Consider the following 20,237-nt stretch of genomic DNA (forward strand, 5'->3'; position numbering starts at 1 on the left):
CGATTGCCGGCTCGCTTCCCGGTGCGGCATCAGTACAGGGTCTGCGCCGATTCGTGCAGCAGCTGGCCATACAGGGTATGACGCATCTTGCTGATCTTGCCTTCAGATAAGGCTTGCAGGATGGCGCACTGCGGCTCGATCAGGTGGCGGCAGTTGTAGAACTTGCAGCCGCCCAGATAGGGCTGGAATTCGCGGAAGGCCCGCTCCAGCATGCCTTCGGACAGGTGGTACAGGCCGAATTCCTGGAAGCCGGGCGAATCGATGATGGAGCTGTTCTCGCCCAGCCCGTCGAGCTTGTACAGGCGCGTAAAGGTGGTCGTGTGCTTGCCCGTGTCCAGTGCGGCCGAGATTTCGCGCACGGCGATGTCGGCGTCCGGCACCAGCAGGTTGATCAGGGACGACTTGCCCATGCCCGACTGGCCGATCAAGATCGACGACTGGCCGGCCAGCAGCGGCGACAGCGTTGCCACGGCGTGTTCCGGTTCAGCGCGCGCCGACACTTCATCGACCGGGTAGCCCATCGATGAATATGGCAGCAGGCGCTCGCGGGCCCGCTCCAGCGAGGCCGTCACGTCCGTTTTGTTCAGGATGATGCGCGCCTCGATGCCGGCCGCGTCGGCCGCCACCAGCGAGCGCGAGATCAGGTCGTCGGCAAAGCCCGGTTCGGTGGCCACGACGATGAACAGCTGCGTCAGGTTGGCCGCCAGCAGCTTGGACTTATATTGGTCCGAGCGGTACAGCAGGGTCTTGCGTTCCTCGATGCGGTCAATGACGGCCTGGTCGTTGGAAGTGCGCGTCAGGTGCACGATGTCGCCCACGGCCACATTGGTTTTCTTGCCGCGCGTCACGCACTGCAGCTTGGCGCCGTCCACGTCGGCCAGGTAGTGGCGGCCGTGGGCGGCGATGATGACGCCGGTCAGCTTGTTCTCGCTCATGGCGCCACCTGGCTGCTTTGGTAGATAAGGTCTGCCTTGGCGGCGCAGATGAAGTCGTTTTCGGACAGGCCGCCGGCGCCCTGGTTGACCGAGTGCGTGTCGTAGCGCACGGCGCAGGTTTTGTAAGTAATGATGAGCTCCGGATGGTGATCTTGGGTATGGGTCATCCAGGCCAGGGCGTTGACGAACGCCAGGGTCTGGTAATAATTCTTGAAGCCGAAGTCGCGGCACAGCTTGCCGTTTTGCACGCTCCACCGGGGCAGCAGGGCCAGCCAGGCGGCGATCTCGGCGTTGCCCAGGGCCAGCTGGCGCGGCGCGCAGCGCAGTTGCGCCAGGTCTTGCACGGTCGATGGAGTCGTCATGCGGCAGCCCCTTTCAGGTGGCGGATGCGTACGCTGGCCGGCGGGTGCGAGTCATAGAAGGCCGAGTGCAGCGGATCGGGGGTCAGGGTCGAGGCATTGTCTTCGTACATTTTCACCAAGGCCGAAACCAGGTCGTCCGCCTGCGTGTGCTTGGCGGCAAAGGCATCGGCCTCGAACTCGTGCTTGCGCGAGCTGAGCGACGTCAATGGTCCCAGCAGGAAAGTAAAGACGGGCAAGGCCAGCATGAACAGCAGCAAGGCCAGCGCATCCGTCGGCTGGCCCGTCAAGGCCAGCGCCACGGGATCGACGCCCAGGCCCGCATAGAACCACGGCTGCGTCTTCAGAAAGCCCAGCAGGGCGAGGAAGCCCAGCGAGATGAGGAACATCATGGCGATGCGTTTGACGATGTGCTTGAGCTTGAAGTGCCCCAGTTCATGCGCCAGCACGGCTTCGATTTCCTGCGGTGCCAGGCGTGACAGCAGGGTGTCGAAAAAGACGATGCGCTTGTTGGCGCCGAAGCCGGAGAAATACGCGTTGCCGTGGGCGCTGCGCTTCGAGCCATCCATGACGAACAGGCCCTTCGAGGCGAAGCCCACGCGCTGCATCAAGCCTTCGATGCGGCTTTTCAGGGCGTCGTCGGCCAGCGGCGTGAATTTGTTGAACAGGGGGGCGATGACGGTCGGGAACAGCACCATCATCAGCAGCTGGAAGCCGCTCCAGACGAACCAGGCGTACAGCCACCACAGGCCGCCCGACTTGGCCATCAGGGTCAACACGACCCAGATCAGCGGCAAGCCGATGGCCGCGCCCAGGCCCACGCCCTTGAGCATGTCCGTGAAGAACAGCTTGCGCGGCATGGTGTTGAAGCCGAAACGCTGCTCCAGCACGAACTGGCGGTAGTAATCGAAGGGCAGGTCGATCAGGCCGGAAATGGCGGCGAAGGCGGCGATCAGGCCGATCTGGTACAGCATCGGCGAGCCATGCCCCACCCATTCGTGCAGATGCAGCGCCAGCCATTGCAGGCCGCCCAGCAGGGTAAAGCCGATCAGGACGGCATAGTTGACCAGCAGGGTCAGCAGGCCAAACTTGGTCTTCGCCACCGTGTAGTCGGCCGCCTTCTGGTGCGCGGCCAAGGGGATCTTTTCCGCGAACTCGGCGGGCACGGCAGCGCGGTGCGCCAGCACGTGGCGGATCTGCCGCGACGCGAGCCAGAAGCGCACGGCCAGGGTCAAAACGAGGACGGATACAAACAAAATCGAAAACGCGAGTGAATACATTCTGTGCCTGTGAGAAAATGGCTGATTATTTAGTTTGATTAGGCCAAGAGAGAATTATGTCACAAGCGACCGACTTAACCGCATCCACCTCCGCACCCATTGTTCCGGCACGTCCCAATGAGATGAACCTGGTCTGGGTCGACATGGAAATGACGGGCCTGGAGCCCGACACCGACCGCATCATCGAAGTGGCGGTGGTGGTGACGGACATGCATTTGAACCTGCTGGCCGAAGGCCCCGTGTTCGTGATCCACCAGTCGGATGAGACCCTGAACAAGATGGATGCCTGGAACAAGGGCACGCACGGCCGCTCGGGCCTGATCGACAAGGTCAAGGCATCGACCGTGACGGAAGCGCAGGCGGAAGCGGAACTGATCGCCTTCCTGAAGAAATACGTACCGGCAGGCAAGTCGCCCATGTGCGGCAACACCATCGGCCAGGACCGCCGCTTCATGGTGCGCGGCATGCCGAAGCTGGAAGCGTTCTTCCACTATCGCAACGTTGACGTCTCGACACTGAAAGAGCTGTGCAAGCGCTGGAAGCCGGAAATCGCCACCGGTTTCAAGAAACACCAGAAGCACACGGCCCTGGCCGACATCCTGGAATCGATCGAAGAGCTGAAGTATTACCGCGAGCATTTTATTAAACTCTGATGCGGTGGCGTTGTCGGGTTACGCGCCCAGGCGCTAACCCGACCTACGAGCCATTACCGCCGCTGGCGCAGGTCGGCTCAGCGCCCTGGCGCGTAAGCCGACACATCCGCCGCCTCAAAGACGAGGCTGTGCCAATCCCCCTCCTCATCCTGCCATTCCAGCGCAAACGGTCCCGTTTGCCGTAAAGCCGTGATCCAGCGCACTTCGCCCGGCTGACGGAAATATGCCGCGCACTGCCCGAACGGCTGCGTGAGCCGGCACAGCACCAATCCTTCGCCCGCCACGGCGCACCATTGTTCATTGACATCGATCAAGGCCACGGCCGGGTCGCCATAGAACTCGCCCACGCTGGCTTGCCGGCCATCGGCCGCCGTCATCCTGGCATGTTCGTAGTCGTGCGTGACGACGTAATGCGCGCTGCGCGCCAATTCCTTGCTTGTCATGTGGTCTCCACGGTGGGCCAGACGGTTTCCTGGTCGGCGCGCGCCTCGGCGATCAGCCATTCGCAGAAGGCATGCACGAGGGGCCGGGTTTCCGCCTGGGGCGAACGCAGCAGATAGTAGCAGTGGGGGCCGCGCACGGCGTGTTCGAAGACGCGCACCAGGCGGCCCGAGCGCAGGTCGTCGCCGATCAGGGGGCTGGCGGCAATGGCCACGCCCTGGCCGCTGGCGGCCGCGTCCAGGCACAGATAGGTATGCGAGAAGCGCGCGCCGCTGTTGCCGCTATTGCCGCTGTAATGCACGCCGCAGCTGTGCAGCCAGCGCGTCCAGTCGATTTCACCGGGCAGGTGCACTTCCGGCTCGTCGTGCAGCAGCGGGTAGCGCAGCAGGTCGGCGGGCTGGCGCAGGCTGGCCGCGTTGGCGCGGAAGTCGGGACTGCAGACGGCGGAAAACCATTCTTCCATCAATAAATCCACTTTCAGGCCGGGATAGCGGCCCGGCCCCAGGCGGATGGCCACGTCCACGCCATCGCGCGCCAGGTCGACCGGGTGCATCGACGCCAGCACGCGCAGCTCGATCTGCGGGTAGCGGTCGCGCAGGCGGCCCAGGCGCGGCATCAGCCAGCGCGAAACGAGCGAGCTGGTGGCCGTCACCGTCACCACCTTGTCGTCGCCCTGGCGCCGCGCCTGCTCGGAGACGTCGGCCAGCTGGTTCAGGATCGGCCCCAGGGATGCCGCATAGCGCTGGCCGGCGCTGGTGAGCACGACGCCGCGCGGCAGGCGCTGGAACAGCACGATGCCCAGCCACGCTTCCAGCTGTTTCACATGGTGGCCGATGGCGCCGGCCGAGACGTGCAATTCCTCGCCCGCGCGCTGGAAGCCTTCATGGCGGGCGGCCGCTTCGAAGGCGTGCAGGGCGGCAAGGGGTGGCAAGGGACGTGACATGGCACTCTTCAAGAGATTGAGCCTCAGTAATATTCGGCCTATCCGTGAAGAATATTGGTTTGTTTCATTTTGCGCAAGCGAATATGATGCCGGCTATGCGTGAAATGACCCGCAATATGATTCACACATAAGTCGTCTCCCCTGGCATTTATATTTACAACGTTACAGCGCCTGGGAAAACCGTCGCGAGCGGCAGTGATTTGTGGCTGAGAAGCGCAGCCGTACTTCAGTACGGTGAGCATCGCAGGCCGCAAAGCGCGACGCGCAGCAGGTTTGCCCTGGCGTACTCAAAGAGGTTTAGTCATGTCTGATCGCCGCGCCGTTGCGCTGGTGTTGCTGTCGGCCGCCGGTTTCGGCAGTTCCGCAGTGTTTGCCAAGGCGGCCTATGCGTCCGGGGTCAACCCGTCGACCATGCTGGCCTTGCGTTTCGTTATCGCCGCCATGCTGCTGCTGCCTCTCGTGTGGCTGGGCGGCTGGCGCTTGCCGCGCGGCCGCCTGCTGGCCGGCTACATGCTGATGGGCCTGATGTACACGGCCCAGTCGCAGGGTTATTTCAATGCGCTGATGTATGCCAGCAGCGGCCTGTGCGGCATGCTGCTGTATGTGTATCCCGTGCTGGTGACGATATTGGCGCTGGCGCTGGGCTGGGAAAAGCTGGACCGGCGCATGCTGGTGCTGCTGGCGCTGGCCATCGCCGGCATGGCCACCACCCTGGGCGGCAAGCTGCAGGGCCAGCCGATCGGCATCGCCCTGGCCTTGATGGCCGCCGGCGTGTATGCCGTGTATATCCTGTTTGGCAACAGCCTGGCGAAAAGCCCCGAGAATATTCACCCGCTGGCCGCCTGCGTGGTAATCCTGGGCACGGCCGGCCTGGCGAACAGCGCGATTGCCACGTGGCAAGGTGTGTCCTTGCCCGGCACGGCCACGGGCTGGCTGGCCGTCAGCGCCATCGCCCTGTTCTCGACGGCGATCGCGATTGCCGCCTTCTTTGCCGGCGTGGCGCAAATCGGCGCGGCCAAGGCCTCCATTATTTCCACCTTCGAGCCCGTCATCACGATGGCCTTCGGCGTCACCTTGCTGAAGGAAAGCGTCAGCGGCACGCAATTGCTCGGCGGCGCCATGGTGCTGACGGCCGTGATCCTGCTGGCCCAGCGGTCTACGCCGAAGCAGGCGGCGCAGCCTGCCGCCATGCCAGGCGCGCAAGCGAGCGCCTGATCCCTGTTTTTCCTGAACTGATCGGCTGCGTCGATCGGTCTCCTTTGCGCCGCGCCAGGTTTCCTGCCGCGGCGCTTTTTTTGGGGCGCGCACAAATAACACTTGATTGCGAATGATTCTCATTTATAATCGATGTCAAGATTCCCCCACCACCAGCCAGCCGTCCGCATGCCAGCCAGTGTTCGCCTTGAAAGGAGACACCGTGACGAGCATGCCCCCTATTTGCAATACCGAGATGATCGCCGGCGAATTCGCCCGCCTGCGCCGCGAAAGGAAAGCGCGCCACCGCGATATCGCCGAGGAACTGGCCATCTCCGAAGGCGAGCTGATCGCCGCGCACGCGGGCCTGTCGCTGGCCGATGGCGCCTTGCTGGGCGCGCAACGCCTGCAGGCCGACTGGCCGGCCATCATTGCCGCCCTCGAGCCGCTGGGCGAGGTCATGGCGCTGACGCGCAACGCTTCCTGCGTGCATGAAAAGACGGGCGTCTATCGACAAGCAAGCCACAACAACCACGTGGGCCTGGTGCTGGGCGGCGAGATCGACCTGCGCGTGTTTTACCGCCAGTGGGCGCATGGCTTTGCCGTGCGCGAGGTAAACGACAAAGGGGGCGAGCAGGAAGTGCAGCGCAGCCTGCAGTTCTTCGACGCGGCCGGCCATGCCGTGCACAAGATTTTCATGAAGCCGCAAAGCGACCTGGCCGCCTATGATGCGCTGGTCGCGCGCTTTGCCGCCGCCGATCAAACGGCCGGCATGGGCGTGACGCCGCCGGCGCCGGCGCCGGCGGAACTGCCCGACGCGCAGATCGACGTGGCCGGCTTTCGCGCCGCCTGGGCCGACCTGCGCGACACGCACGAGTTTTTCACCTTGCTGAAAAAATACTCGGTCTCGCGCCTGCAGGGCCTGCGCCTGGCCGAATCGCGCTTCGTGCAGCCGCTGGACAAATCCTGCGTGCTCGACCTGCTCAATGACGCCGCGCTGGAAAAAGTCGCCATCATGGCCTTCGTCGGCAATGCCGGCATGATCCAGATCCATTCGGGACCCGTGCACAAGATCGCCGTGATGGGGCCGTGGATCAATATCCTCGATGCGCGCTTCAACCTGCATTTGCGCGAAGACCATGTCGCCAGCGCCTGGGTGGTGAAAAAGCCCACCGTCGACGGCCTGGTGACGTCCGTCGAACTGTTCGACGCCAAGGGCGACACCATCGTCATGTTCTTCGGCGAGCGCAAGCCGGGCATGCATGAACTGTGCGAATGGCGCAATATCGTCGAGCGCGTGGCGCAGGAGGGCGAATTATGCGCCGCATGATCGCCGCCAGCGTGGCGCGCCGCATCGCGCTGAAAAAAATGGGCGCGGGTGCGCTGGCCCTGGCCGCGCCGATGCAGGTGCTGGCCGCCGTCGCCGACGCGGGCAAGCCGCTGGCGCAAGCGCGGCGCATCGTCAGCGTGGGCGGAGCCCTGACGGAAATCGTCTACGCGCTCGATGCGCAGGCGGAGCTGGTGGGCGTCGATACGACGTCGCTGTATCCGGCCACGGCGCAAAAGCTGCCGCAGGTGGGTTATGCGCGCACCCTGTCTGCCGAAGGCGTGCTGTCGCTGGCGCCCACGCAGCTGATCGCCACCGAGGAAGCGGGGCCGCAAACGGTGCTGCGCCAGGTGCGCGACGCTGGCGTGCCGGTGGCGGTGCTCAACGCGAATAACAGGTTTGAAGGCTTGCTCGAACGGGTGAAGCAGGTGGGCCAGATCACGGGCCGCCCCGACCCCGCCGCGCGCCTGGCGCAAAGCCTGCAACAGCAGTGGAGCGGCGCCCTGGCGAAAGTCCGGCAGCGCCAGCATGCGCCCGTGCGCGTGCTGTTCATCCTCGCGCATGCGCCGAATCAGGTGATGGTGGGCGGACGCGAGACGGGCGCCGACGCCATGCTGGCGTATGCGGGCGCCGTCAACGTGATGGGCGGGCAGGGAGGCCAGGGTGGATTCGCCGGCTACAAGCCGCTCACGCCGGAAGCGGTGATCGCCGCGCGGCCCGACGTCGTGCTCGTCACGGACCAGGGCTTGAAAGCGTCGGGTGGCGTGGATGGCATCCTGAAACTGCCGGGCCTGGCGCAGACGCCGGCCGGCAAGCAGCACCGCATCGTGTCGCAGGAAGCCATGCTGCTGCTGGGCTTTGGCCCGCGCATGCCGCAGGCGCTGGCGGAACTCGACGCCGCCTTTGCCAAAGCCATGGCCGCATGACTGTGCGCGCGATGACGCCGGCTGTGTCCTGGCGCATGTCCTGGCGCATTCGCCGCTGGGGCGCCGCCGGCCTGCTGGCCGCCGCATTGGCTTGCGGCCTGGTCATCGCCGTGCAGGCGGGCGCCGTGCCCGTGACCTGGACCGACTGGCTGGCGCCGTTGCGGGCGGGCGACGAAGCGCTGTCCGGCGGTGCCTACGTGCTGTGGCATATCCGCCTGCCGCGCGCCCTGTTTGCCGTGCTGGTCGGCGCCGCGCTGGCGCTGGCCGGCGGCCTGACGCAGGGCCTGTTCCGCAATCCGCTGGCCGACCCTGGCTTGCTGGGCATCAGCAGCGGCGCCGCCTGCGCGGGCGCGGCCACCATCGTTTTCGCGGCCAGCCTGCGCGTGGCGCCCGAGCTGCGCGTGTGGCTGCTGCCCGCCGCCGCCTTTGCCGGCGCCATGCTCATCTGCCTGCTGCTCGACCGGGTGGCCCGCTGGGCCACTCCCGGTTCCATCGTCGGCCTGCTGCTGACGGGCGTGGCGCTGAATGCCATCACGGTGGCCGTCATGGGCCTGTGCATCTACCTGGCCAGCGACGACCAGTTGCGCACCCTGACGTTCTGGACCCTCGGCTCGCTGTCGGCCGGCAGCTGGCGCCAGGTGGCGGCCTTGCTGCTGGTGCTGGCGGGCGCGCTGTGGGCCACGCGCTTCTTGATGCGCTCACTCAACGCGCTGGCGCTGGGCGAGGCGCAAGCCCTGCACGTGGGCGTGGACGTGGGCCGCCTGCGCACGCAGGTGATCGTGCTGGTGGCCGCGCTGACGGGGTTTGCCGTCGCCTGGTGCGGCGGCATCGGTTTCATCGGCCTGATCGCGCCGCACCTGGTGCGCACCTGGCTGGGGGCCGACCAGCGCAAGGTACTGCCCCTGGGGATGCTGATGGGGGGCTTGCTGCTGCTGTCGGCCGACACCCTGGCGCGCACGGTGGCCATCCCGGCGGAAGTCCCCGTCGGCATCTTCACGGCCCTGCTGGGCGGGCCATTCTTCCTGATGCTGTTGCGGCGCTTCCGCCACGGCACCGCCTAGCAGTGACGACCATGACGCCTTTACTAGAACTGAGCTTCGCCACCACAAAATTGGGCCAGCAGTATTTTGGCCCTTTCAACGTGCAGGTGGCGGCGGGCGAACGCATCGCCATCCTCGGTCCCAGCGGCGCGGGCAAATCGACCCTGCTCAAACTGATGGCGCGCGAACTGCGCCCGCAGGCGGGCAAGGCAGTCTTTGCCGGCCGCCCGCTGGCGCAATGGCCGCTGGCGGAACTGGCCCTGCGCCGCGCCGTGCTGCCGCAAGGCGCGAACGTGGCGTTCGGCCTGCTGTCGGACCTGGTGATCGGCCTGGGCCGGGTGGCGCGCCTCGTCGACCCGCAGCTGGAGCGCATCGTGCAGGAGGCGGCCGCCCTGGCGCACGCCACGCATTTGCTGGGCCGGCGCCTCGATACCATGTCCGGCGGCGAACAGGCGCGGGTGCAGCTGGCGCGCATCTTCGCGCAGATGTGGGATGTGGAAGGCGGCCTGATACTTGTCGACGAACCGCTGGCCGCGCTCGATCCGGGCCTGCAGTTCGACCTGCTGGAGAGCCTGGAGCAGTTTTGCGCCGCGCGCGGCCACGCCGTCATCGCCATCCTGCACGACATCAACCACGCCTTGCTGGGCTTCGAGCGCTTGCTGCTGGTGCGTTCGGGCCAGCTGGTCGCCGACATCGCGAGCGGTGCCAGCGCCGTGCCGGCGCTCGCTGCGCTGTACGGCATCGCCCTGACGACGGCGACCAACGGCGATGGCGACGTGTGCGTCATCCCTGCCAGAAGCGCCGTGCGCAGGGCCGCCTGAGCGACTCACTCACTTACTCACTCACCACACGTCGGCCGCGCGCGGCCGCGCCATCTGGCCGCTGCCCAGCAGCCACACCATCAGGGCGTCGGCTTGTTCGCGCGTGGCCGCCACCTCCTGCAGGATGCCGAACGCTTTCATGGCGCCGGCCGCCATGGCCTGCATCTGCACGCGTTTCTGCGCATCCCTCTCGACCGATACGAGGCCCCGGCAGATGGCGGCCAGCGCCACTTTGTTGTGCTTGAGCCACAGGCCGCGCCGCTTGCGGTCCACGTGCGCTTCATCGCTGCGCTCTTCTTCGAACAGCAGGACGAACGGCTCGCCGTGGCGCAGCAGCGCATCCATGTCGTTTTCCCACAGCGGGGCATAGCCGGTGACGGCCGTTTCAGGGCGAAAGCGCACGATGGGAAAGTCGCTGACGTCGTGGATGGAAAAATGGGCGGGATGCGGTTTCATGGCGTGCTTCCTTGCGATGGGGTTGAAAATGCCTGCCAGCCGCCGCCCAGCGCCTTGTAGACCTGGACCAGCGACAGCGAGGCGGTGGCGCGGCTGTCGACCAGCGCCGCCTCGTTGTTCAAGAGCGTGTTTTGCACATGCAGCACGTTGATCAGGTCCGTGCCGCCCTGGCGGTACTGCAGTTCCGCGCTGCCCAGCGCCCGCCGTCCCTGCTTGACGGCTTCATCGAGGCTGGCATGGCGGCGGGCGTTGGCCTGGTAGCCCGAGAGCGCATCTTCCACCTCGTGCCAGGCGGCCAGCACCGTCCGGCGGTAGGCGATGGCCGCTTCCTGCTGCTGTGCCTCGCGCAATTGCAGCTTGCCGCGCAGGCGGCCGCCATCGAACAGGGGCACGCTGAAGCCGGGGCCGAAGGCGAAGCGCTTGGCGTCCCAGCCGATGTCGGACAGCTGCATCGCTTGCAGGCCGACGCTGCCCGACAAGGTGATGCGCGGATAAAAATCGCCGTGCGCCACGCCGGCATCGGCCGTGGCCGCGTGCAGCTGCGCTTCGGCGCGGCGGATGTCGGGACGGCGTTCGGCCAGGCCGCTCGGCACGCCCAGCTGCACCTGCATGGTCACGGCGGGGATGGCCATGCCGGCCCCCAGTTCCGCCTGCAAGGCGCGCGGCGGCAGCGCCAGCAGGAGGCACAGGGCATTGCCCAGGCGCGCTTCGCGCTGCTGCAATGGGGGCAGGCGCGCTTCGATGGTGGCCACGTGGGCCGCTGCCTCGGCCTCGTCGAGCTGCGTCGCCACGCCTTCGCGCAGGCGGATGCGGGTCAGGTCCAGGGTATGGCGGGCGGTCGCCAGCAATTGCTCCGTGATGGCCAGGGTCTGCTGCGCGCCGCGCAGCTCGATGTAGTCGCGCGCCGTCTCGGCCAGCACGGCCAGCAGCACGCCGCGCTGCGTTTCCAGCGCCACTTCGACGCGCGCGTCGGCCGCCTCCACTTCGCGCCGCACGCGGCCCCACAGGTCCAGTTCCCAGGCCGCATCGAGGTTGCCTTGCCACAGGCTGTAGGCGGATTGGCCGTCGTGGCGCGACGGGTCGCTCAAGCCTTGTTCGCTGTTGCGCGCGCGGCTGACACCGCCATTTGCACCGAGGGACGGGCCTTGCGCGGCGCCGGCCACGCCCCGCGCGGCGCGGCTTTGTTCCAGCCGGCTGGTTGCCGTCAGCACGTCGAGGTTGGCGCCGGCGGCGCGCTGCAGCAGGGAGGACAGGGTGGCGTCGCCAAAGCCGTCCCACCAGCGCTGCTCGATGGCGGCATCCTCGCTTGCGGCGAAGCGGGCATGCTCCGCCTGGCGCCATTGCTGTCCCAGGTCGTTGTGCGGACGCTGGAAGTCGCTGCCGACGCTGGCGCAGCCGGCCAGGCCCAGGGCTGTGAAGAATATCAGTGCTTTCATCGCGCGCTCACCTGCTGGATGTCCTGACGGCGCATGGCCGTATCGATGCGCACTTCGGCCGACATGCCCACGCGCAGGCGGCTGTCGCCATCCTGGCCGGGATCGAGCGCGATTCTGACGGGGATGCGCTGCACCACCTTGGTGAAGTTGCCGGTGGCGTTTTCCGGCGCGATGGCGGCAAACGTCACGCCCGTGGCGGGCGCGATGCTGTGCACCGTGCCGCGCAGGAGCACGCCCGGATAGGCGTCGACGGCGATGCTGGCGCGCTGGCCCTGGCGCACGAGGGTCAGCTGGGTTTCCTGCAGGTTGGCCACGACGAACGTGCGGTTCAGGGGCACCACGGCCAGCAGGCTGGCGCCGGGAGCCGCCAGGGCGCCGACGCGCACGGCGCGGCGTCCCACGGTGCCGTCGATGGGGGAGCGCAGCTGCGTGTGCGACAGGTCGAGTTCGGCCCGCTGCAGGCCGGCACGGGCGCGCAGCAGGGCCGCCTCGGCCGCGCCTTGCTGCGCCTGCAGAATTTCCGTCTGCTTGCGAGTGGCGACGAGGGCGGCACGGTTTTGCGCCAGGCGCGCGCGGCTCACGTCGAAGCGCGACTGCGCCTGCTGCGCGCTTTGCACGCTGCCCGCGCCCTGGCCGGCCAGGTGCGTCGAGCGGGCCAGCTCCTGCTGCGCCAGTGTGTCTTCCGCCTGGTTGGCGTCAACCAGGGTGGCGGCTTGCTCGATCACCGATTGCTGGCGCTGCACCGTGGCGCGGGTCGTGGCCAACTGGGCCTCGGCGCTTGCCACGTCGGCGCGCGCCGAGGCGACGGCCGCCTGGTAGTCGCGGTCGTCGATGCGCACCAGCAGCTGGCCCGCCGTCACGCCCTGGTTGTCCGCCACCAGCACTTCCCGCACGATGCCGCCCACCTTGGGCGAGAGCACGGTGTAGTCGGCGCTGACGAAGGCGTCATCGGTGGCTTGCTCTTCGCCGGGAGAAAACAGCAGCCGCCAGGCAGTGAAGGCGAGGGCGCAGGCCAGCAGGGCCAGGCCGAGAAGAAATGCGCGTGAGCGCAGTATGGGTTTTTGCATGGTGAAGCTCTTTCTAAAAAATGGAAATCAGGCTGCGCGCGGCGGAAAGACGCGCGTCGGCAGGATGGGGATGATCAGAATCATGGCCAGCGCGATGGCGGCCACGGTGAGGTACAGGTCGGACGAGGTCAGGGTGACGACTTGCGCATGCATGCGCTGCGCCAGGCCCGGTACGTCCACGGCGCCGGGCAGGTTGCCCAGGCGTTCGCTGAGCACCGTCGAATGAAAATGGTTGCGGCGCGTGATCAGCGCATCGAGCACGCCGGTGGCGACGACGGCCGACATGCCCTTGATGGTGTTGAACCAGGCGGAGGCGAACGGGCCGTCCTGTGGCGCCAGTCCCGTGGTGGCCAGCAGCAGCAAGGGAATCACGGCCATGGGCTGGGCGAAGATCTGCACGGCTTGCAGCAGGTAGAAATGCGTGCGTATCCAGTCCGGCGACATGCGCGCGCCCAGCACGCAGGACAGGGCCAGCAGAGCCAGGCCGATGGCCAGCACCCAGCGGCAGTCGACGGCGCGGATATTGCACAGGGCGGCCACCAGCGGCAGGGCGACCAGCTGCGGCAGCGCCACCATCAGCATCACGGGCGCCGTCTGCAGCGGACGGTAGGCGTGCACCTGCGCCAGGTAGGACGAGGGAATCAGGATCACGGCCAGCAGCACGAACAGCACGCCGCCCAGGGTCAGCAGGGCGTGGCTCAGGTTGCGCCGCGACAGCAGCTGCAGCTTGAAGAAGGGCAGCGGATGCGACCATTCGTTGAGGAAAAACAGCACGAGCAACAGCAGGCCGCCGCCCAGCAGCACGCCGATCAGCGGCGAAGCGAACCACGCCAGGCGCTCGCCCTGCAGCAATCCCACCACCAGCATGCTGATGGCTGGCAGGCCCAGCAGCAGGCCGCGCCAGTCGAACTGGCGCAGGCGTTCCAGGCGCAGCGGGTCTTGCGGCAAGCCCCAGGACACCATCAGCAGGGCGACGATACTGCCCGGGACGACTTGCCAGAACGCCCATTGCCAGCCCAGGTATTCCGTCCAGAAGGCAGCCAGCGGCGTGCCAAGGCTGGGGCCGAAAGTGGCACTCAGCGCGTAGCCGCCCAGGCCATACAGCTTGATGTTGGGCGGCAGGAAGCGCAGCGCCACCGTCATCAGCATGGGCGGCAGGGCGCCGCCGGCCGCGCCCTGCACCACGCGCAGGACGACCAGCACGGACAGGTTCGGCGCGAACGGACACAGGACGCCGGCGGCCATGCAGACGATGATGGCGGTGGCCGTCAGGCGGCGCAGCGAAAAGGTGACGGAGCACCATGGCGCAAACGCCATGGCCGATACCGAGGCGGCCGCATACAGTGCGACGAGCCAGCTGGCGTCGTCGCGCGCGATGCCCATGGCGCCGCGGATGTCGGCCAGTGCGACCTTGGTGATGTTTTCATTCAGGCCGGACACCAGCACGGCCAGCAGCACGCCGGCCAGGCCCGTGGCCAGGCGTAGGCCGAAGACAGCCGGCACGGGCGGCGCGGGTGGCGGGGACGACGGCGCGGCCGCGGGGACGGCGCCGGAAATGGGGACAGCAGACACAGGGAACTCCGTGGATGAGTATCAGTCCACGCAGTATAGGTAGCGGTTACTCTTGTGAAAATTGATAGTTGATGAAGTCTGGATTGCGTCTGGCGCAATGATGGGTGGGGGCCCTATGGGGCTGACCCCGGTCTTTGTCGTTGGGCTTGTTGTCTGGCTGGTGGGTTCACATCCCCCCAGTCAAATGCCGGGGTCAGACCCGGAAGGGTCCGACCCCATGCACAAGTCTTTGATCATGCGGCGCAGCCAGCGGTGCGCATGGTCGTGGTCCAGGCGCGGGTGCCAGGCCTGGAACACGTCGACCTTGTCGACGGGGATGGGCAGCTGGAACTGGCGCAGGCGCAAGCCCAGGCGCTCGACGATGGGCAGCAGGGGCGTGGGCATCAGGGGCAGCAGCAGGCGCGAATCGGCGACGGCGAAGATGGCCGACTGAAAATTGGGCGTGATCAGCGAGACCCTGCGCATGTAGCCCCGCTCGGCCAGGACAGTATCGAAGGGGCCGCGCGCCAGGCCGCGCCGCGACACGCTGATATGTTCGTATTCGGTAAAGCTGTCCAGGTTGATGGGGCTGTCGAAGATCGGGTGGTCGCTGCGGGCGATGCCGACAAAACCGGTGGAAAACAGATGCTGCAGCTTGATGTCGGGTGCAAAGGCGCGCCGCGCGCTGATGTACAGGTCGATGCGGCCGGAGTGCAGGGCGTCGTTTTCCGTGGCGCCGTCGCCTTCGGGCACGAAGCGCAGCACCGTGTTCGGCGCATGGCTGGCCAGCAGGTCGCGCAGCTTGCCGCCATACGCGCCGACAAACACGTCGTTGGCGCACAGGCTGAAGGTGCGCTCCAGGGTGCGCAGGTCGATTTCGCGGCCGGACGTGAAGACGGCGTGCGCCTGCTCCACCACGCCGCGCACCTGCTCGCGCAATTCCAGCGCGCGCGGGGTGGGCGCCAGGCCGCGCCCGGAGCGCACGAAGACGGGGTCGCCGATGGCATCGCGGATGCGCGCCAGGGTGCGGCTCATGGCCGGCGCGCTCAAATTCATGCGCCGCGCGGCAGCCACGGCGCTGCCTTCCTCGAGCAGGATATCGAGGGCAACGAGCAGGTTCAGGTCGGGGAGTTTCATGCGGCGATTATAGCCCGGGGGCCAATGCCAGCGCTGCGCCGGCAGGACGCCGGCGCAGAGGGGAGCGTTACTGCGCGATTACTCGGCTGCCGGCTCGGCGCCGCAGCATTTCTTGTACTTCTTGCCGCTGCCGCAAGGGCAGTCGTCGTTGCGGCCCACTTTCGGCTCTTCGCGCTTCAGGGTTTGCACGGGAGCCTTGCGGCGCGGTACCCAGAAACGGTGGATGGCCGGCAGGTTCGCTTCCAGTTCCTGCGCCAGCTTGTGCGCCTTGACCGGGTCTTCCACCAGTTTCAGCTCTTCTTCCTTGATTTCGTCGGCGCCCAGCAGGTAGATCGGCTGCATCAGCTCGGCCACTTCGGAGTCCCAGATTTCGTTCCACGAGCCCGGACGCAGCTCCATGCCGTCCCAGAAGCCCCAGCACCAGGCTTCGGCGTCGATCAGGGTCTGGCCTTCGTAGTCGTGTTCGACGAACAGGGCTTCGAATTCTTTCGGCGCCACTTCAAACGTTACCAGCACTTCGTTCATGAAGCGCATGATCAGGTTGACGATGCGTTCTTCTTCCTTGCTGTTCTTGAATTTCGGCGCATCTTCGGCATCTTCGCCCCAGACGCGCGGCAACCATTCTGCCGGCATGATCGGTTCCGGGCCGATGGCCACGGCCGTCAGATAGCCGTGCAGCATATCCATGGTCATGGCGTCTTCGGAGCACCGGTCCGACAACAGGAATTGGTCTAATTCGTCAAATTCTTTTTCTGATAATGGCTGTTCGAGTTGCATGGCTTGCTCTTTTCTTGAATGTAAGCCGCCAGTATACGCTTTGCCGCGGCTTGCCGCCGAAGTGTTTGCACCGGCGGCCCGCGCGCGCCTTACAATGTCGCTCATGCACAATGAAAACCAGCCGCACGAGGACGACCGGCCCGTCCATCCCTTTTCCGCCTTGAGCCCCGATTGCGTGCTCGACGCGCTCGACAGCGTGGGCTTGCGCGGCGATGGCCGCCTGCTGGCCTTGAACAGCTATGAAAACCGCGTCTACCAGGTGGGCATCGAGGACAGCGCGCCGCTGGTGGCGAAGTTTTACCGCCCCGGGCGCTGGAGCGACGCGGCCATCCTGGAAGAACACGCGTTCGTGTCGGAGCTCGTCGAGCGCGAAATCCAGGTGGTGCCCGCGCTGGAAATCAAGGGCAGCAGCCTGCACCAGTTCCAGGGCTTCCGCTTCGCCGTCTTCCCGCGCCACGGCGGCCGCGCGCCGGAGCTGGACGACCCGCACACGCTGGAATGGATAGGCCGCTTCATCGGCCGCATCCACGCCGTCGGCGCACTTTCCGCCTACAAGGAGCGCCCGGCGCTCGATCCGGCCACCTTCGGCGTCGAGCCGCGCGACTTCCTGCTGGCGAACGACTTCATTCCGACCGAGCTGCTGGCTGCGTATGCCAGCGTGGCGCAGCAGGCGCTCGATGGCGTGCGGCGCTGCTACGACCGCGCCGGCGATGTGGCCGTGCTGCGCCTGCACGGCGACTGCCATGGCGGCAACGTGCTGTGGACGGACGCCGGCCCGCACTTCGTCGATTTCGACGACAGCCGCATGGGGCCGGCCATCCAGGACCTGTGGATGATGCTGTCGGGCGAGCGGGGCGACATGGTGCGCCAGATGAGCGACATCCTGGCCGGCTACGAAGACTTTTGCGACTTCGACCCGCGCCAGCTGTACCTGGTCGAAGCGCTGCGCACCCTGCGCCTGATCCATTATTCGGCCTGGCTGGCGCGCCGCTGGGACGATCCCGCCTTCCCCGTCGCCTTCCCGTGGTTTAACACGCAGCGCTACTGGCAGGACCGCATCCTCGAGTTGCGCGAACAGGTGGCCTTGATGGATGAAGCGCCCCTCTGGCCCATTTAAGCGCGCGATAACACGCCCATGGCGGCGTTGCATTGCCTCGGCGTACTATTCGTGCTGTCTGCGGCAATGCGCCTTGCCCTGCGCATTTTCGCGGGCGCTTAAATTTTTGGCAACTCTTGAAAAGAGCGGTAAAACAGGCTCTTCTTGCCGCGCTGTTTTGTGCGTGACTCCTCGATAATGGTGGTAATAAATTCCTATAAGCAACGGAATTCACCCGAATAAGCGAGAAATCATGCAAGCACAGCAAAACCAGCGCCAGGCCGCCTCCCTCACCGTCGCGTATTCGGCCGACGACGAGTTCGACCAGGACAGCATCGTCTCGCTGCATGATTTCAAGGACCTGGAGCGCAAGGCGGAAGCGCCGGCGCCAGTCGCCATCACGGCGCCGCAGCCGCAGGAAGAGCCCGAGGCGCAAGCCGACGCCAAGCCGCCCGCCGCCGACCGTCAGAAAATGGAATTGAAAGCCATCCACGAGGCCATCGCCCGCGTGGAAGCGGAAGCGAAAGCCACCTGCGCCGCCGAAAGCCGGGCCCTGGCCGAAGCGCGCGTGCGCTCGCTGGCCGAGGACCGCGCCGCCATCGACGCCGCCGCGGCAGCAGCAGCGCAGCAAAATGCGCAGGCCGCCGAAGAAGCCATTGCCGCCAACCGCGAACGCCTCGACACCATGCGCGCCGCCGCGCAAGCCAGCGTGGCGCGCCTGGAAGCCGTCAAGCAGGAGACGGCCGAGTTGCGCGCCCGCGTGGAATCGGACAACGAAATCCGCCTGGCCGCCGAACAGCGCGCCCGCGCCGAGCAGGAAAGCCGCTTGCGCGCCAGCGAGCAGGTGGCCGTGCAGTCGGAACTGGCCGAGCAGGCCGCCCGCGCCGCCGAAGAATTGCAGGTGCAGACGGAGCAGGCGCGCCTGCAGGCCGTCGAGCGCGTCGCCGCCGTGCAGGCGGCCAAGGAAGAAATGGTGGGCATCGCTTCGGCGGACGCCCGCGTCGCCGTGCTGGCCCGCGAACGCGAGCGGCATGCCCACGGCGCGCGCCAGACGGCGCAAATGCTGGCCGAAGCGGAAAGCGAAGCGCTGGAATTGACGGTGCAGCGCGAGCGCGCCGACCAGATCGCATTGGAATCGGCCTTCAACCGCGCCGCCGCCGAAGTGCGCGCCCTGGAAGAGGCGCGCGCGCTGGCGCACCTGGAGCAGGAACGCGAAGCCATCGCCCTGGCGCAGGCCGAGTCGGAACGCCATGCGGCGCAATCCTTGCACCTGCGCCTGCAGACGGAAAAGGAGTTGCGCGACGCGGCCATCCACCGCGAACGCCTGGAAATGGTGGCCGCCGCCAGCGCGCAGGCGCGCCGCGACGCCGACGTGCGCATCCTGGCCGCCACGGAAGCGCGCATCGAAGTGGACCGCCAGCTGCGCGCCGTGGCGCTGGCCCGCGTGACGGCCGAACAGGATGCGGAAATTGCCGGCCACGCCAAGCTGGAAGCGGAAACGGCGGCACTGGAACAAACCAAGGCGCGCGAAGCGGCCGAGCAGGCGGCAGCCATTGCCGCCGCGCTGGAACTGGACGAGCAGCGCCGCGCCGCCAGCCTGGCGCATGCCCGCGCCGAGCAGGCACGCCAAGCGGCGCAATTGGCCGCCAGCGTGAATGATGCCGAACAGGCCGCGGTCGATGCCGGCACGGCGCAGTTGGCTGCGCAGGAACAGGCGTCGCAGCTGGCGCAGGAAAAAGCACGCGAGGCGGCACGCCTGGCACAGGCGGAACAGGAACGCGTGGCCGCCGAACAGACGGCCATCGCGGCCCTGAAAGACAAGCTGGAAGCCGAAGCGCTGGCCTTCAACGCGGCGCAGGAACGCATCGCCGCCGAGGCGGCGCAAGCGGAACTGCTGCGCGCCCAGCAGGCGGCGGAACAGGCCTTGCAGCAGGCAGCTGACAAGGAAGCCAACGCCATGCGCATCCTGATGGACCAGGCGCTGGTCGAAGGCGAACAGAAAGCGGCGGCAGCGCAGGCCGTGCAGGCGCAGGCGCGCCTGGCCGTGGAGCTGGGCCAGGTGCACAGCGAACGGGCCCGCGTGGAAGAGGAAAAAGCCCGGGCCGCCGATGCGCTGCTGGCATCCGAACGCGATTTCGTCGCCGCCGAGCGCGAGTCGCTGGCGCTGATCGCGCAAAAGCTGGTGCAGCAGCGCCAGACGACGGCCGCCGAGGAGCGCGCATCGAACGCCATCGCCGGCCGCCTGGAAGCGGAAAAGCAGGCGACGGCGGCCGCCGAAGCGCGCGCGCTCATGGAGCAGCAGGCGCTCGATGCCATGCGCCAGCGCGAGCAGCTGGAAGCGGCGGCGCAGCAGGCCGCGAGCGACAAGCTGGAAGCCCAGCATGCCCTGCTGGCCAGCGCCCAGGCCCACGCCGCCTTGCAGCGCAAGGCCGCCGAGACGACGCGCGCCATGGCCGAGGCCAAGCAGCAGTTGCTGGAACTGGATATGCTCCGCGCCCAGCAGCAGGAACGCGAACTGGTCGCCATGCGCGCCAGCCTGGAGCAGCAGCCAAGCGCGTTTTCCAGCTCCCTGGCCGCCGCCCGCGCCAAGGCGGAGCAGGTCAGTTCGGCCAGCCTGACGCGCGAAGTGATCGAGCGCCTGACGCAGCCGAATGAATCGGCGGGCGCCGTCTGGCGTTCGCGCTAGGCGCAATGCCAGCCCGGTGGCAGCCGGGGGCGGACCTTACAGGGGAACCCGGTCCAATGGGCTGCGCTCCCATCGCGCAGCGACCGGCCCCGGTCCCTGCCCAGGGTTGGCC

Annotated in this window: 19 protein-coding genes; 8 read left to right on the top strand and 11 right to left on the bottom strand. The window is 67.0% G+C overall.

The genetic code is table 11. The features are described 5' to 3' along the window. Positions 1–29: 29 nt before the first annotated feature. The 3 genes from rsgA to ACZ92H_RS26370 are packed head-to-tail and all read right to left on the bottom strand — an operon-like array spanning position 30 to position 2,574. Entirely contained in the window at positions 30–935 is a 906-nt protein-coding gene (gene rsgA, locus ACZ92H_RS26360; protein WP_131378959.1) for a ribosome small subunit-dependent GTPase A, read from the bottom strand. Then, on the bottom strand, positions 932–1,297 hold the full coding sequence (locus tag ACZ92H_RS26365; protein ID WP_131378958.1) for a 4a-hydroxytetrahydrobiopterin dehydratase: 366 nt from the start codon (positions 1,295–1,297) through the stop codon (positions 932–934). The genes rsgA and ACZ92H_RS26365 overlap by 4 nt, the downstream gene beginning before the upstream one ends. Then, entirely contained in the window at positions 1,294–2,574 is a 1,281-nt protein-coding gene (locus tag ACZ92H_RS26370) for a M48 family metallopeptidase (protein ID WP_465051662.1), read from the bottom strand. The genes ACZ92H_RS26365 and ACZ92H_RS26370 overlap by 4 nt, the downstream gene beginning before the upstream one ends. Before the next feature lie 56 nt (positions 2,575–2,630). Between ACZ92H_RS26370 and orn the strand changes: the two genes are divergently transcribed. Next, on the top strand, positions 2,631–3,227 hold the full coding sequence (gene orn / locus ACZ92H_RS26375) for an oligoribonuclease (RefSeq protein WP_465051661.1): 597 nt from the start codon (positions 2,631–2,633) through the stop codon (positions 3,225–3,227). A gap of 77 nt (positions 3,228–3,304) precedes the next feature. Here orn and ACZ92H_RS26380 read toward each other — a convergent pair whose 3' ends face one another. Then, entirely contained in the window at positions 3,305–3,670 is a 366-nt protein-coding gene (locus ACZ92H_RS26380) for a hypothetical protein (protein WP_465051660.1), read from the bottom strand. Beyond that, a complete protein-coding gene (gcvA, locus tag ACZ92H_RS26385; protein WP_465051658.1) occupies positions 3,667–4,611 on the bottom strand; it encodes a transcriptional regulator GcvA in 945 nt (314 codons plus the stop codon). The genes ACZ92H_RS26380 and gcvA overlap by 4 nt, the downstream gene beginning before the upstream one ends. A gap of 303 nt (positions 4,612–4,914) precedes the next feature. Between gcvA and ACZ92H_RS26390 the strand changes: the two genes are divergently transcribed. From ACZ92H_RS26390 to ACZ92H_RS26410, 5 genes are all read left to right on the top strand, one after another. Then, positions 4,915–5,826, top strand: coding sequence for a DMT family transporter (locus tag ACZ92H_RS26390; RefSeq protein WP_131378955.1), 912 nt, complete (start codon positions 4,915–4,917; stop codon positions 5,824–5,826). 211 nt (positions 5,827–6,037) lie between these two features. Continuing rightward, on the top strand, positions 6,038–7,135 hold the full coding sequence (locus tag ACZ92H_RS26395; protein WP_465051681.1) for a hemin-degrading factor: 1,098 nt from the start codon (positions 6,038–6,040) through the stop codon (positions 7,133–7,135). Beyond that, the gene (locus ACZ92H_RS26400) at positions 7,123–8,058 is read left to right on the top strand and encodes a heme/hemin ABC transporter substrate-binding protein (RefSeq protein WP_131378954.1); all 936 of its coding nucleotides are present in this window, start codon (positions 7,123–7,125) and stop codon (positions 8,056–8,058) included. Before ACZ92H_RS26395 ends, ACZ92H_RS26400 begins: the two co-directional genes overlap by 13 nt. A 35-nt stretch (positions 8,059–8,093) precedes the next feature. Next, a complete protein-coding gene (locus tag ACZ92H_RS26405; protein ID WP_465051657.1) occupies positions 8,094–9,119 on the top strand; it encodes a FecCD family ABC transporter permease in 1,026 nt (341 codons plus the stop codon). An 11-nt stretch (positions 9,120–9,130) separates the two neighbouring features. Beyond that, on the top strand, positions 9,131–9,919 hold the full coding sequence (locus ACZ92H_RS26410) for an ATP-binding cassette domain-containing protein (RefSeq protein WP_465051656.1): 789 nt from the start codon (positions 9,131–9,133) through the stop codon (positions 9,917–9,919). A gap of 21 nt (positions 9,920–9,940) precedes the next feature. Here the strand turns inward: ACZ92H_RS26410 and ACZ92H_RS26415 are convergent, their stop codons facing one another. The 6 genes from ACZ92H_RS26415 to ACZ92H_RS26440 form a co-directional block, all read right to left on the bottom strand. Beyond that, positions 9,941–10,375: a hypothetical protein gene (locus ACZ92H_RS26415; RefSeq protein WP_465051655.1), complete on the bottom strand. Its 435-nt coding sequence runs from the start codon at positions 10,373–10,375 to the stop codon at positions 9,941–9,943. Beyond that, a complete protein-coding gene (locus ACZ92H_RS26420; RefSeq protein ID WP_465051654.1) occupies positions 10,372–11,811 on the bottom strand; it encodes an efflux transporter outer membrane subunit in 1,440 nt (479 codons plus the stop codon). Before ACZ92H_RS26420 ends, ACZ92H_RS26415 begins: the two co-directional genes overlap by 4 nt. Continuing rightward, entirely contained in the window at positions 11,808–12,878 is a 1,071-nt protein-coding gene (locus tag ACZ92H_RS26425) for an HlyD family secretion protein (RefSeq protein WP_465051653.1), read from the bottom strand. The genes ACZ92H_RS26420 and ACZ92H_RS26425 overlap by 4 nt, the downstream gene beginning before the upstream one ends. Before the next feature lie 27 nt (positions 12,879–12,905). Beyond that, positions 12,906–14,450 carry an MFS transporter gene (locus tag ACZ92H_RS26430; RefSeq protein ID WP_465051652.1) on the bottom strand — a complete coding sequence of 515 codons (1,545 nt, stop codon included), beginning with the start codon at positions 14,448–14,450 and terminating at the stop codon, positions 12,906–12,908. 180 nt (positions 14,451–14,630) lie between these two features. Beyond that, positions 14,631–15,566, bottom strand: a complete 936-nt coding sequence (locus ACZ92H_RS26435; protein WP_152283732.1) for a LysR family transcriptional regulator — start codon at positions 15,564–15,566, stop codon at positions 14,631–14,633. Between the two features lie 78 nt (positions 15,567–15,644). After that, a complete protein-coding gene (locus ACZ92H_RS26440) occupies positions 15,645–16,343 on the bottom strand; it encodes a UPF0149 family protein (protein ID WP_102294997.1) in 699 nt (232 codons plus the stop codon). Positions 16,344–16,446: 103 nt separating this feature from the next. Between ACZ92H_RS26440 and ACZ92H_RS26445 the strand changes: the two genes are divergently transcribed. Further along, positions 16,447–17,460, top strand: coding sequence for a serine/threonine protein kinase (locus ACZ92H_RS26445; RefSeq protein WP_465051651.1), 1,014 nt, complete (start codon positions 16,447–16,449; stop codon positions 17,458–17,460). Between the two features lie 232 nt (positions 17,461–17,692). Next, positions 17,693–20,125, top strand: coding sequence for a coiled-coil domain-containing protein (locus tag ACZ92H_RS26450; RefSeq protein ID WP_465051650.1), 2,433 nt, complete (start codon positions 17,693–17,695; stop codon positions 20,123–20,125). Positions 20,126–20,237 lie beyond the last annotated feature (112 nt).

Source organism: Janthinobacterium foliorum, assembly GCF_978021625.1.